12 protein-coding genes are annotated in these 12,050 nt (G+C 67.2%); 8 read left to right on the top strand and 4 right to left on the bottom strand.

Features of this window, described 5'->3' with window-relative positions; translation table 11 throughout:
* Positions 1-91 precede the first annotated feature (91 nt).
* A complete protein-coding gene (locus tag ACWV14_RS17510) occupies positions 92-1,327 on the top strand; it encodes a class I SAM-dependent methyltransferase (RefSeq protein WP_454902831.1) in 1,236 nt (411 codons plus the stop codon).
* On the opposite strand, the gene ACWV14_RS17505 is transcribed toward ACWV14_RS17510, so the two are convergent.
* Positions 1,291-1,704, bottom strand: a complete 414-nt coding sequence (locus ACWV14_RS17505; RefSeq protein ID WP_422086783.1) for a RidA family protein — start codon at positions 1,702-1,704, stop codon at positions 1,291-1,293. The two genes, ACWV14_RS17510 and ACWV14_RS17505, sit on opposite strands and share 37 nt — an antisense overlap.
* A gap of 135 nt (positions 1,705-1,839) precedes the next feature.
* Here ACWV14_RS17505 and ACWV14_RS17500 point away from each other — a divergent pair, with 135 nt between their 5' ends.
* Both ACWV14_RS17500 and ACWV14_RS17495 read left to right on the top strand, forming a co-directional pair.
* Positions 1,840-2,817 carry a LysR substrate-binding domain-containing protein gene (locus ACWV14_RS17500; protein ID WP_454902830.1) on the top strand — a complete coding sequence of 326 codons (978 nt, stop codon included), beginning with the start codon at positions 1,840-1,842 and terminating at the stop codon, positions 2,815-2,817.
* Positions 2,814-4,301 carry an MFS transporter gene (locus tag ACWV14_RS17495; RefSeq protein ID WP_454902829.1) on the top strand — a complete coding sequence of 496 codons (1,488 nt, stop codon included), beginning with the start codon at positions 2,814-2,816 and terminating at the stop codon, positions 4,299-4,301. The genes ACWV14_RS17500 and ACWV14_RS17495 overlap by 4 nt, the downstream gene beginning before the upstream one ends.
* Before the next feature lie 6 nt (positions 4,302-4,307).
* Here the strand turns inward: ACWV14_RS17495 and ACWV14_RS17490 are convergent, their stop codons facing one another.
* Positions 4,308-4,745, bottom strand: a complete 438-nt coding sequence (locus tag ACWV14_RS17490; RefSeq protein WP_454902828.1) for a GNAT family N-acetyltransferase — start codon at positions 4,743-4,745, stop codon at positions 4,308-4,310.
* Between the two features lie 253 nt (positions 4,746-4,998).
* Between ACWV14_RS17490 and mgrA the strand changes: the two genes are divergently transcribed.
* The 5 genes from mgrA (at position 4,999) to ACWV14_RS17465 (ending at position 7,566) form a co-directional block, all read left to right on the top strand.
* A complete protein-coding gene (gene mgrA / locus ACWV14_RS17485; RefSeq protein ID WP_454902827.1) occupies positions 4,999-6,039 on the top strand; it encodes an L-glyceraldehyde 3-phosphate reductase in 1,041 nt (346 codons plus the stop codon).
* Between the two features lie 127 nt (positions 6,040-6,166).
* Complete coding sequence (locus ACWV14_RS17480; protein WP_454902826.1) at positions 6,167-6,364, top strand: hypothetical protein; 198 nt, start codon at positions 6,167-6,169, stop codon at positions 6,362-6,364.
* Positions 6,365-6,473: 109 nt separating this feature from the next.
* Positions 6,474-6,620 carry a hypothetical protein gene (locus ACWV14_RS17475; RefSeq protein ID WP_454902825.1) on the top strand — a complete coding sequence of 49 codons (147 nt, stop codon included), beginning with the start codon at positions 6,474-6,476 and terminating at the stop codon, positions 6,618-6,620.
* Positions 6,621-6,755: 135 nt separating this feature from the next.
* Positions 6,756-7,163 carry a hypothetical protein gene (locus tag ACWV14_RS17470; protein WP_454902824.1) on the top strand — a complete coding sequence of 136 codons (408 nt, stop codon included), beginning with the start codon at positions 6,756-6,758 and terminating at the stop codon, positions 7,161-7,163.
* A 142-nt stretch (positions 7,164-7,305) separates the two neighbouring features.
* Positions 7,306-7,566: a DUF1488 family protein gene (locus ACWV14_RS17465; protein WP_454902823.1), complete on the top strand. Its 261-nt coding sequence runs from the start codon at positions 7,306-7,308 to the stop codon at positions 7,564-7,566.
* 32 nt (positions 7,567-7,598) lie between these two features.
* Here ACWV14_RS17465 and ACWV14_RS17460 read toward each other — a convergent pair whose 3' ends face one another.
* Together ACWV14_RS17460 and ACWV14_RS17455 are read right to left on the bottom strand one after the other, a co-directional pair.
* Positions 7,599-8,543, bottom strand: coding sequence for an ornithine cyclodeaminase family protein (locus ACWV14_RS17460; RefSeq protein WP_454902822.1), 945 nt, complete (start codon positions 8,541-8,543; stop codon positions 7,599-7,601).
* A gap of 40 nt (positions 8,544-8,583) precedes the next feature.
* On the bottom strand, positions 8,584-12,048 hold the full coding sequence (locus tag ACWV14_RS17455) for a molybdopterin-dependent oxidoreductase (protein WP_454902821.1): 3,465 nt from the start codon (positions 12,046-12,048) through the stop codon (positions 8,584-8,586).
* Positions 12,049-12,050 lie beyond the last annotated feature (2 nt).

Here is a 12,050-nt window from a genome sequence, read left to right as displayed (position 1 = left end):
CCATGCAGGACTCACAGAATTTCGCTATTGTTTTGATCGCTGCAGCAGCCCGCTCATTCGAACGGGGGAACCCAACAACACGGAGAAATGCATGCTTTGGGAAAAGAAGCTGGCGCAGTGGAGCGCCGGTGTCCGCGCACGCGCCAACCTGCCAGCGCGGCTAACCTTGTGGGACGGACAGTCCTTTGACTTCGGCACCTTCAGCGGGCCTGCGGTCACGCTGCACGTCAAGTCGCCCGCCGCGCTGTCGCTGATGCTGCAGCCCACGCTCGACAACCTCGGCGAGGCCTATGTCAAGAGCAAGATCGACATCGAAGGCAAGCTCAGCGACGTCATCGACATCGCCTACGGGCTCGCCAGGACCTCCATCGACAAGCCCGGTGGCGCGCTGCAGAACATGGCGCGCTACTTCACGCACACCAGGTCGTCGGACAAGAAGTCGATCCAGTACCACTACGACGTGTCGAACGCCTTCTACCAGCTGTGGCTCGACCCGAACATGGTGTATTCATGCGCCTACTTCGAGAACGGCGACGAAGACCTCGCGACAGCGCAGCTCAAGAAGATCGACCACATCCTCACCAAGATCCAACTCAAGCCGGGCCAGACCCTGCTCGACATCGGCTGCGGCTGGGGCGCGCTGGTGATCCGCGCGGCGCAGAAGTTCGGCGCGCGCTGTGTGGGCGTGACGCTGTCGCAGAACCAGTTCGACCTGGCGACCGAGCGTGTGAAGGCCGCGGGCCTGGAAGACCGCATCGAGATCCGCCTCCAGGACTACCGCGACGTGAACGGCCAGTTCGACCGCATCACCAGCGTCGGCATGTTCGAGCACGTGGGCCGCAAGAACCTGCCCGACTACTTCAAGCGCGTGCAGCAGTTGCTGGCCGACGACGGCGTGGTCATGAACCACGGCATTACCTCGTCGGACCCGGAGGGCGGAGGCGTGTCTTATGGCGGCGGCGACTTCATCGACCGCTACGTGTTTCCGAACGGCGAGCTGCCGCACATCAGCCTCGCGCTGCAGGCGATGCAGCAGGGCGGGCTCGAGGCTTTCGACGTCGAGAACCTGCGCCGCCACTACGCGCAGACGCTGCGCTGCTGGAGCGACGCCTACGAAGCCAACGCAGCGAAGGCGCGCGAACTCGTCGACGAAGAAAAATTCCGCATCTGGCGCATCTACCTCGCAGGCTGCGCCTATGCCTTCGAGAACGACGACGTGGCGATCTACCAGATCGTCGGGCGCAAGGCGGGCAGGGCGGCGAAGACGCTGCCCTGGTCGCGGCGCTACATCTACGACAACACCTCGGCACTGAGCGCCGGGAGCTGAGCGATCACCTTGATCTCGAACTGGAAGCCGTAGAGCCAGGTCACGCCGATGCCCGTCAGCGTGGGGTGCGGCGCTTCGCCCCAATATTCGGGCACCAGCTTCCAGATTTTCTCGAAGTTCTTTTCAGGATCGACGATGAAGACGGTCACGTCCACCACGTCGTCGAAGGTGCAGCCCGCGGCCGCCAGGACCGCGTTCAGGTTGCCGAAGGCGCGGCGCACCTGTGCCTCCAGCTCCGGCTCGGGCGAGCCGTCCTCGCGGCTGCCCACCTGCCCGGAGACGAACAGGAAGCCGTTGGCGCGCACCGCCGGCGAATAGCGGTTCTTTTCATAGAGCGCCTGGCGCCCGGGCGGGAAAACGACGTCGCGTTGGGCCATGGATTGCTTTCTTCCTGCTCTGATTGATGACGATGAAGGGACTTTAGGCAGCCCCGGCGTTCCGATAAACCGGCAAGGCCAACAATCACTGTTTGGAAAAGCCAAACAATCCCGGAAGCTACAGGAGCAGCGCACATGGACCGTTTCGATGCGATGCAGGCCTTCGCCCGCGTGGTGGAGGCAGGCAGCTTCACCAAGGCGGCCGATACGCTGCACATGAGCAAGACCACCGTGACGCAGCTGGTGCAGCAGCTCGAAGCGCGCCTGCGCGTGAAGCTGCTCAACCGCACCACGCGCAAGGTGAACGTCACGGCCGACGGCGCGGCCTACTACGAGCGCGTGGTGCGCCTGCTGGCCGACATGGACGATGCCGAGACCAGCCTGTCGGACGCCTCGGCGTCGCCACGGGGGCGGCTGCGGGTGGACGTGCCCAGCCCGCTGGCACGCATGATCCTGGTGCCGGCGCTGCCGGCCTTTCATGCGCGCTACCCCGACATCCAGCTCGACATGGGCGTGAGCGACCGCATGGTGGACCTGATCGGTGAGAACGTGGACTGCGTGGTGCGCGGCGGCGAACTCACCGACCGGTCGCTGATGGCGCGTCGCGTGGGCGACTTGCAGCTCGGGGTGTATGCGGCTCCGGCCTACCTGGAGCGCGCCGGCACGCCAGCGCATCCGCGCGAGCTGGAAGACACGCATCACCGCATCGTGGGATTCCTGTGGTCGCGCGACGGCAAGACCTTTCCGTACGCGATGCATCGCGAAGAAGGCGGCGAGCACATCGAAGTGCAGGGCCGCTACGTGCTCTCGGTAGACGACGGCAATGCCTACCTCGCGGCCGGCCTGGCAGGGCTGGGGGTGCTCTGGCTGCCGGACTACATGGCCAGGGCGCACCTGGCCAGCGGCGAACTCGTGCCGCTGTTCCACGACTGGCGGCTCGACCCGATGCCGCTGTACCTGGCGTTTCCGCCCAACCGGCATGTCAGCGCCAAGCTGCGCGTTTTCATCGACTGGGTGGCCGAGCTGATGGCGCAGCACGCGCCGGTCATGAGGCCCCGAGAGCTTGAGCAGCGGACAGGGGCTCGTGCCGTCTATAGCATCCACCGCTCATGACATCTCCATCAAGAACAACAAGACGCCCCCTGGTCATTGCGTCGATCATGGCTTCCATGGCCATGGTGGCCATCGAGGCGACCATCGTTTCCACCGTGATGCCGCAGATCGCCTCGGAGCTGGGCGGCCTGCACCTGTACAGCTGGGTGTTCGCATCCTTCCTGCTGGCGCAGACCGCGATGACCGTGGTGTTCGGCAAGCTCTCCGACCTGTACGGGCGCAAGCCCATCATGTTCGTGGGCATCGCGGTGTTCGTCATCGGATCGGTGCTGGCGGGCTTTGCGTGGTCGATGCCGGCCATGATCTGCTTCCGGCTGATCCAGGGCATCGGCGCCGGCGCAATCCAGCCCGTGTCGCTCACCATCGTGGGCGACCTGTACCCGGCGCGCGAGCGCGGCAAGGTGCAGGGCTACCTGGCCAGCGTATGGGCGGTGTCGGCGGTGGTGGGGCCGATGATCGGCGCGCTCATCGTGCAGAAGCTGTCGTGGGCGTGGATCTTCTGGGTCAACGTGCCCATCGGGCTGGCCGCCGCCGCGGGTTTCTGGCTCTACCTGCACGAGGCGCCTACCGTGCGGCGCTCGTCCATCGACATCGTGGGTGCGGTGCTGTTCACCATCGGCATCGCTGCGCTGATGATCGCGCTGACCGACTTCGGCATTGGCGACACCGGCAGTGCCGTCTTGTGGACGGTGGTTTTCGCCATCACGCTGGTGCTGTTCGTGATGCAGGAGCGCCGCGCCGCCGACCCGATGGTGTCGCTCAAGCTGTGGGGTGCCCGCATCATCGCCACCGTGAACGGCGCGGCCATGCTGGGCGGCATGGTGCTGATCGGCATCACCACCTTCCTGCCGATGTATGTGCAGGTGGTGCTGCAGCGCTCGTCGGTCACGGCCGGGCTCACCCTCACCATGGTGATGCTGGGCTGGCCCATCGGCGCGACGCTGACCTCGCGCACCTTCCACCGCATCGGCCTGTGGCGCATGGTGCTGATCGGCGGGGCGCTCATTCCGGTGGGCACGGCGGCGTTCGCGCTGCTGTCGGCCGGCAGCACGCCGCTGCTCGCGGCTGTCGGCTCCTTCATCATGGGGCTGGGCATGGGCGTGATGAGCCTGGCCTCGCTCATCCTCATCCAGGAAGCGGTGGACGTGGCGCAGCGCGGCGTGGCCACGGCGTCGAACGTGTTCTCGCGCAACCTCGGCAGCGCGCTGGGTGCGACCTTCTTCGGAGCGGTCTTCAATTTCGGGCTTACCCGCGGCGACGGGGCCATGGCCTTCACCGACGACCAGTTGCGCCTGCTGCTGCAAGGCTCGCACGGCACGGCCGCAACGGACGCCGGCATCCGCCTGGCGCTGGGAGGCTCGCTGCACCTGACCTTCGTGACCATGCTGGTCGTGAGCCTGGGCGTGGTAGTGCTGGCCTTGCTGTTGCCCAAGGAAGGCCTGGAGAGCCACGCGATCGGGGCCGGTAAGCCTGCGCCGAAGTAAGCAGGCTCAGCCGGCCGCAGCCACCAGCGGCTTGCGCATGAACTGCAGGTAGTAGCCCGGCGCGTAGTCGTCGATGCGGGCGTAGTCCTCGTAGCCGTGCTTCAGGTAGAAACCGCGCGCCTGCCACTCGAAGGTGCTCAGCTTCGCGTTCTTCGCGCCCAGCGCAATGCCTCGGCGCTCGGCGTCGGCGAGCAGCCGGCTGCCCAGGCCGGTGCCGCGCATGTCTTCCTCGACGAACAGCACCTCGATGTCGAGCCAATACAGAAACAACGAGGCGCGCAGGCCGCCGACCAGCCGGCCGGACTCGTCACGCGCGTTGATGCGCACGTACTGCTCAGGCGGATACTCGCCGACGAACCCGTAGTTGAAATGGCGCAGCTTGAGGCCGAGTTCACCGGAGCGCAACTCCTCGGGCGAGGGGGTGGAGAAGGTGATGTTGTGCATCTGATGCGGCTGAACGAGTCCGGAAGGGGCCGCATTCTGCGCCTTCGCGGCGCCGCACCGGGCAGTTGCTTCATGACCGCATATCGATCCACGCTTTCCTTCTTTGTGTCCGGCCCCCCCGTTGATACGGTCACCTCCTTTGCATTTGCGGAGCGCGCCTTCGCGCTCGCGCAGTGGCGCGCGCCGCAGTATGGTTGCGCAGTGCGCCTTGGCGTGCCTCCTTTCATTGTTCATTCATCGCATGGAAATCCCCATGACCTACCTCGCCGCTTCTCGTCGCTACGACGCGCTTCCTTACCGCCGCGTCGGCCGCAGCGGGCTCGTGCTGCCCGCCATCTCGCTCGGTCTCTGGCACAACTTCGGAGACACCACCTCCATCGCCACGCAGCGCCAGTTGCTGCGCACCGCCTTCGACCTGGGCATCAACCACTTCGACCTGGCCAACAACTACGGCCCGCCGTACGGCAGCGCGGAGACCAACTTCGGCCGCATCCTGCGCGAAGACTTCAAGCACTACCGCGACGAACTCATCATCTCGAGCAAGGCCGGCTGGGACATGTGGCCCGGCCCCTACGGCAAGGGCGGCGGATCGCGCAAATACGTGCTCGCCAGCCTCGACCAGAGCCTGCAGCGCCTCGGGCTGGACTACGTCGACATCTTCTATTCGCACCGCTTCGACCCCGACACCCCGCTGGAGGAAACCGCCTCCGCGCTGGCCCAGGCCGTGCAGCAGGGCAAGGCGCTGTACATCGGCATTTCTTCGTACTCCGCGGGCAAGACGCGTGAGATCGCGGCGCTGCTGCGCGAATGGAAGGTGCCGCTGCTGATCCATCAACCGGCCTACAACCTGTTCAACCGCTGGATCGAGAAAGACCTGCTGAACGCCACCGAAGAACTGGGCGCGGGCGTCATTGCATTCACGCCGCTGGCACAGGGCCTGCTGACCGACAAGTACCTCAACGGCGTTCCGGACGACGCGCGCATCAACCGCCCCGGCGGCGGCTCGCTCAAGCAGGAGCATCTGTCGCAGGCCAACGTCGAGCGTGCCCGCGCGCTCAATGAGATCGCCAGGCGCCGCGGCCAGAGCCTGGCCCAGCTCGCATTGACATGGACCCTGCGCGACCCGCGTGTCAGCTCGGCGCTGATCGGCGCGAGCCGGCCCGAGCAGATCGTCGACAACGTGGCGGCGCTCGCGCATGCGCCGCTGAGTGCCGAGGAACTGGCCGAGATCGACAAGTACGCGGTGGAGGGCGGTGTGAACCTCTGGGAAAAGCCGTCGACCGATTTCGCCTGAGCCCGGGTCGTCTCGTCGCGTATCGTCTCGAATCGAGGACCGCATCAGGAAACTTGGAATCCGTCTTTGGCAAAAGCCGGTGCGCTTTGCAGAATCGAGCCCAGGCTCTCATTCGATTCTCTGCACCATGCAATTGCGCACCCACTATGTTTCCCCGGCCGCCCAGGCGCGGCGTGTTCTCGACCTGACGGTCAAGGCCTGGTGCATTCCCGCGAGTTCGCCGCGTGCCCTGGCGCGACGCGCTCCGCACGGCTACCTGCCTGTGCGCGCAATGCGCCGGCTGCAGGCGGCTGCGGTGCTGGCGCTTTTGCCGCATTCGTGGTGAGTTCTTCCCGCTTGCCTACCCTGATGGCCGGCAAGCGCCTACAGGCGTGGACCTCTCGCGGCGCTGAATGCATGGGCAGTCAACATCGTCTGCGCCACAGGAAATCGCCATGTCCAACCAAACAGACAAGAAGCCCGCCCAGCAGCCGCAAAAGCAGCAGGACCAAGCCCAGCCGGGCAAGCAGAACCAGCAAGGGCAGCCGCAGCACAAGCCCGAACAGCAGAAGAGCAACCCCAACCAGCACGGCAAGGCCTGATCACTGCCGGCCGGCCCATCGCCCATAGGCCGGCCAGGAGTTGGCAGGGTCGGTGGCGCACCGTACAGACGCGCGGCCTATGGGGGCCTACAACCGGAAGTCATCTCCGAGCAGTTGGCTTCCTCCTGTACTCCCATGACCTACCCCGTGCGCTCCGCCTTTTCCCGCCTTGTTTCCGTTCCGACCGTCTCGCCCATCCATCACTTGCCGTCCGGCGAGAGGCATGACGACGACCTTCCGCACTACACCGACCTGCTGCAGGCACTGACCGCGCGGTTGCGTTCGAGCGTGCGCGCGGGGGCGGCAGACGCTTCCGCCGAGAGTGCTTTCAGGCTCCAGCATGTCGTGCTGGATTGCGCATCGGACCTCGACTTGCTGCACCGGGCGCTGCGCACAGAAAGCGCGCGGCAGCAGCAGTTGCACAAAGACGTTGTGCAAGCGATCGCAGGCCTGGGTGAGCCGCTGCCGCAACCTCTTGCCGCGGCAGGGGAGAAGCCTTGGTGGGGCAAGCGGCCCTCGGCGTTCTACAAGATCTTCAGCTGAAGGCCGCCGCAGGGCAGGCAGAAACCGGCACCTCGGAGCGCTACCGCACAGACGCGAGGCCGGGGATCTGCCACAGTGCGCCACGCCCCGGCTTGCTCCTGAGGCCCGTGCGCCATGACTGCTTCCCAGAAAGATCTCCAAGATGTCCGATGCTCCCTACTTCCATGACGCCTCCGGCACCGTCCGCTTCTGGGTGGCGGTGGACGGCGGCAACGCCGTCAGCGCGAGCATCGGGAGGGAGGCGCTGCGCTACCACTTCCGCACCGCGGAGGGCGCCGATTCGCTTGAAACCTTCGGGCAGCATGTGCCGGAGATCGAGGCGGCCGTGCGCCGACGGCTGGCCCAGGGCTCCATGGAGCCCGTGATGCTGCGCGAGCACGACATGCGCAGCACCCAAGGCTGAACAGGCCCTGGAGCGATGCGACGCCAGGCGCCTCAGTTCGAATCGGAAGCTTCGTAGATCAACACTGCGGCAGCCAAGTCTTCCAGCGCGGTACCTACAGCCTTGAAGACGGTCCGCCCGTCACGCTCGGCTCGCCCCTGAATCCTGCCCGCGGCAAGATCGGCCAGTTCCCCCGCCACATCTGCGGCCGCGAATATGCCGCGCGACATGGGCCCGCGCAGTTCGCCGCTCTTCTGCAACGCTTCCTGCGTATCGACAAAGAGGCGTGCACCGGCAAAGCAGGCATCGTCGGCTTCACGCATTTGAGGCGTGAAGCTGCCGATCAGGTCGAGGTGGCTGCGCGGCCGCAGCCACGCGCCCTGCACCAGCGGCTGCGTGGCGAGCGTGGCACAGCTCACGACGTCGGCTTCGTTCACCGCCTTGGCCAGGTCAGGTGCGACGGTCGCCTCGATGTCCTGCGCGCACAGCCGCGCAGCGAGAGCCTTCGCCGTATGTTCGTCGCGGTCCCACACCACTACGCGTTCGATGGGGCGCACGACCCGATAGGCGGCGGGAATGAGACTGCCGACACGCCCGCAGCCCACGACCAGCAGGCTGCGCGCATCGGCGGGTGCGAGATAAGAAGCGGCCAGCGCCGATGCGGCAGCGGTGCGCCGCGAAGTGATCTCGTTGCCGTCGATCTGCGCCAGCGGCTCGCCCGTGCTTGCGTCGTAAAGCACATAGGTCGAGAACAACCCGGGCAGGCCGCGCTGCGCGTTGTCCGGGAAGATGGTCACGGTCTTGATGCCCAGGTAGCGGTCGTGCTGCCACGCCGGCATGACCAGCACGGTGCGGGGCGGGTCGTCCGCCTCGGCCTGGAGCGAATGCGTGTGCCGCAAAGGCACCTCGCAGCCAGCGACGAACATCTCCCGAAGTGCCGAGATCAGGCGGTCGAAGGGCAGGGCACGGCGGGTGCTTTCCGTATCGATGATTTTCATGAGGTTGCGGATGGAATCGAGTGGATGGAAGTGCCGGCAGTCATGCATCAAGCACTACGTCTTCAAGGGGGACGGCCTGGCAGGTCAGGCACATGGCCGGGTCTTCAGGCTCGCTGCCGTGCAGGTGGCGGACCTTGCCGGCCAGCAGGCGCACGGCACAGCTCTCGCATTGGCCCACGCGGCAGCCGCTGGCCATCTGAAGGCCGAGCGATTCGCCCAAGGTCAGCAGCGTGCCCTGCCTGGGCGTCCAGGTCCCGGGGGCGTGGCCCGAGCGCGCGAAGCTGACGGTGAAGCGCTGGTCGCCGTCGGTGGGCGGCGCGGCGGGCGAGCGGAATATCTCGCTGAAGATGTCGAAGCGCGGAACGCCCCGCGCCACCAGTCCGGCGGTCACGGCGTCCATCATGGCGGGCGGGCCGCACATGTAGAAGCGGGCGCGCTGTGCGATCAGCGCATCGTCCACCACGCTCGCGTCGATGTAGCGGTCCGACTGGTAGTCGATGCCCTGGCGCTCCTGCGGCAGTGGTGCGTTGTAGTGGTCGACGACCCGCAACTGCGGCAGCCGTGCGCGGTGCCGCGCAATACGCTCGCGAAAGGCGTGGGTCGTGCCGTTCTGGTTGGCGTAATAAAGCCAGATGGCCGGCCCCTGCGCGCCGTCGGGCAACGATTCGAGCAGGCTGATGAAGGGCGTGATGCCGATGCCGCCCGCGAAGAAAACCAGCGGTTGCGGCGAGTGGCGCGGCAGCACGAAGCCGCCTGACGGCGCACGCAGCGCAAGGGTGTCGCCGACCTTCAGCGCGCGATGCAGATGGCTCGACACGCGCCCCTCGTGCGGCGTTCCGTCGGCCGAGCAGCCGCGCTGGTGGCGAACGGCCACGCTGTAGCCGCGCCGGCCAGTCACCTCTGCCGCGCCCGTGAGCGAATAGGCGCGTGCGACTTGCGTGCCGTCGTCCAGATGCAACTGCATTTCGACGTGCTGCCCGGGGCGGTAGTCGGGCAGCTCGCCGCCATCGACCGGCTCGAAGTGGATGCCCAGCACACCGTCGGCCTCGCGCCGCAGCTCGCTGATGCGGAAGGGACGGTAGCCGGGCCACTTGCGCTGCCGCGTCTCGGTAGCCGGGTCGCGTTCGATGTCGCAGAGAAAGGAGCGATGCGGCACCGAGCCGCTCACCGGGTCGCAGCTGTCGGCGGATATCAGCGCGTTGAAGTTGCTGCTCAGCGCTCCTTCAGCCGGCAGGCCGTCGCGGTCGAGCTCGGGGCAGCCCTGCCACCAGCCGAATTCGGCCACGATGACGTCGTCCGCCAGTCGGGGCGTGACGCGTGCGACGAAGCGGGCCTCGCCCACGCGAGTGCGGATGCGCATCCAGTCGCCGTCCACGATGCCTTTTGCAGCCGCCAGCGCGGGGCTCAACTCGGCCACCGGATCGGGCGCGCGCTTGCGCAGCGAAGGCAGGCTGCGGTGCTGGCTGTGGCAATAGAAGCCGTTCTTGGCCGAGCTCAGCACATAGGGGAAGCCGCCCTGGCGCGTGGCCTTGGCGTCGCGCGGCGTGTCGGCCGGTTCGACGAAGGTTGCGACCGGCGGCTGGCCGTGGCGCAGCAGGGTTTCGGAATAGAGCTCGACGCGGCGCGTCGGGGTGTCGAAGCCGCGCACGCCGGTGGGCGTGGCGCGGGCGTATTTCTGCTCGCTCGCGTCGATGGCGCAGGCAATGCCTTCGGGTCGGGCGCGCAGCTGGTCGACCGTGAGGCCGAGCGGCTCGAGCATGTGGTTCCAGCCGGCGTCGAGGCTGCCGCCAAAGAAGCCGTCACCCATGCCAAGGCGGGTGGCCAGTTCGAAGACCACATCGTTGTCTGAGCGCGATTCGCCGCGCGGCGCAACCATGCGCTGGCGCAACTGCACCCAGCCGGCTGCGCGGTCGTCGATCTCGAAGCCGATGCGCAGGCCTTCGCGCTCCCATGGCGTATTGACCGGCAGCAGGATGTCGGCGTACCGGGCGGCGGGTGTCTCGAACAAGTCGCAGTGCACGTGGAATTCGAGCTGCGACAGCGCCCGGTGCGCGAGCGCGGTGTCTGCCTGGGACACGGGCAGGTTGGTGCCGAAGGCCATCATCGCGCGCACCTTGTAAGGCTCGCCTTCGAGAATCGCGCGGTAGGTGTCGCGTGCCGTCACCCAGCCATGCGCGGGGGGACCGATCGGGCGCTCCGCCAGGCCGAGCGCCTTGGCGCGCTGCGCGTCGGGCAGCAGTGAGAGCGAGTTGACGGCGTTGACGCCCGGACCGACGCGAACGCGGTTCGCCCCGATGCGGTCGAAGCTGCCGCACAGCGCATACAGCGTGGCGACCGCGCGTTCGGCTTGTGTGGCGTTGGTGTGCTGGCCGATGCCGGTCCAGGCGTGATAGGCCACGCGGCGGCAGGTGCCGAACAGGTCTGCGACCGCGCGCAGCGAGGCTTCAGCAACGCCGGTGATGCGTTCGACATCCCGTGGCGTGTAGGCGGCGCAGCCCTGGGCCAGCAGCTCGAAAGCCGGAGCGCACGACAGGCGACGTGTGCCCACTTCGATCTCGACCGCGCCGCGCAGGCGGAAGTGGTCTGCGTCCTGGGCTTGCGCCGCCTGTGCCGTGTCGTAGGGCACCGCGCAGTCCAGCGCGTCGTTCCACGCCACGAAGCGGTTGCCCTCGGCATCGGGCCACAGGTCCTGCTCGCGCAGGAAGTGTCCGTTGTCGCCGCGCACCAGCAAGGGGGCATTGGTCCAGGCGCGCACGAAGTCTTCGTCGAAGCGCGCGTCCGCGATCAGCAGGTGGATCAGCCCCAGCGCCAGTGCCGCATCGGTGCCGGGCCGCACGGGCAGCCAGCTGTCGGCCTGCCGCGCGAGCGCGGTGGGGCGCGGATCGATCACCACCATCTTCGCCCCGTTCGCGCGGCCCCGGCCGATGGCATTGGCCTGTGCCAGCCAGGTGTTCGCGGGGTTGTGGCCCCAGAGCACGATCAGTTCGGCCTGCGCATAGTCGGCCGCGGGCATGCCGCAGCCGAAGGTGAAGGCGTGCGCGAAGTCCTTGTGCCAGTTGCAGACTTCGGTCGCGTAGCAGATGTTGGGGCTGCCGAAGAGGCGCACGAAGCGCTCGATCCAGTCGATGCTGTCCGTCAGCGGCGTGCCGCTGGGCGTGGTCACGGCGAACACCACAGACTCGGCGCCGCTCTCGGCCTTGATGGCGCCCAGGCGCTGCGCGGTCTCGGCCAGCGCCTCGTCCCAGCCGATGCGCACCCAGCCCGGATCCGCTTCGGTCTTGGGCCTGGTGCGGCGCATCGGGTAGCGCAGGCGGTGCGGGCTGTGCACAAGCTCGGGCGCGGCCTTGCCCTTCATGCACATCGCCTGGCCGGTAGGGTGCGAGGGGTCCGGTCGTACCGACACCAGCATGTCGTCGCGCACCTCGTTGAGCGTGCCGCAGCGCGAGCGGCAGAGCGTGCAGTAGCCCTGCCTGGTTTGGGTTGCCGTCGTCGTCGTCACTTGCATCC

The sequence above is a fragment of the Variovorax durovernensis genome (assembly GCF_977011995.1).
Note: the sequence above shows the minus strand (reverse complement) of the source record. Positions and strands in the feature narration are given on the sequence as shown.

What these genes read in the sequence shown, in the direction of transcription:
- ACWV14_RS17510 (WP_454902831.1), top strand. Translation starts at nt 92, where the DNA reads ATGCTTTGGGAAAAGAAGCTGGCGCAGTGGAGCGCCGGTGTCCGCGCA.
- ACWV14_RS17505 (WP_422086783.1), bottom strand. Translation starts at nt 1,704, where the DNA reads ATGGCCCAACGCGACGTCGTTTTCCCGCCCGGGCGCCAGGCGCTCTAT.
- ACWV14_RS17500 (WP_454902830.1), top strand. Translation starts at nt 1,840, where the DNA reads ATGGACCGTTTCGATGCGATGCAGGCCTTCGCCCGCGTGGTGGAGGCA.
- ACWV14_RS17495 (WP_454902829.1), top strand. Translation starts at nt 2,814, where the DNA reads ATGACATCTCCATCAAGAACAACAAGACGCCCCCTGGTCATTGCGTCG.
- ACWV14_RS17490 (WP_454902828.1), bottom strand. Translation starts at nt 4,745, where the DNA reads ATGCACAACATCACCTTCTCCACCCCCTCGCCCGAGGAGTTGCGCTCC.
- mgrA (WP_454902827.1), top strand. Translation starts at nt 4,999, where the DNA reads ATGACCTACCTCGCCGCTTCTCGTCGCTACGACGCGCTTCCTTACCGC.
- ACWV14_RS17480 (WP_454902826.1), top strand. Translation starts at nt 6,167, where the DNA reads ATGCAATTGCGCACCCACTATGTTTCCCCGGCCGCCCAGGCGCGGCGT.
- ACWV14_RS17475 (WP_454902825.1), top strand. Translation starts at nt 6,474, where the DNA reads ATGTCCAACCAAACAGACAAGAAGCCCGCCCAGCAGCCGCAAAAGCAG.
- ACWV14_RS17470 (WP_454902824.1), top strand. Translation starts at nt 6,756, where the DNA reads ATGACCTACCCCGTGCGCTCCGCCTTTTCCCGCCTTGTTTCCGTTCCG.
- ACWV14_RS17465 (WP_454902823.1), top strand. Translation starts at nt 7,306, where the DNA reads ATGTCCGATGCTCCCTACTTCCATGACGCCTCCGGCACCGTCCGCTTC.
- ACWV14_RS17460 (WP_454902822.1), bottom strand. Translation starts at nt 8,543, where the DNA reads ATGAAAATCATCGATACGGAAAGCACCCGCCGTGCCCTGCCCTTCGAC.
- ACWV14_RS17455 (WP_454902821.1), bottom strand. Translation starts at nt 12,048, where the DNA reads ATGCAAGTGACGACGACGACGGCAACCCAAACCAGGCAGGGCTACTGC.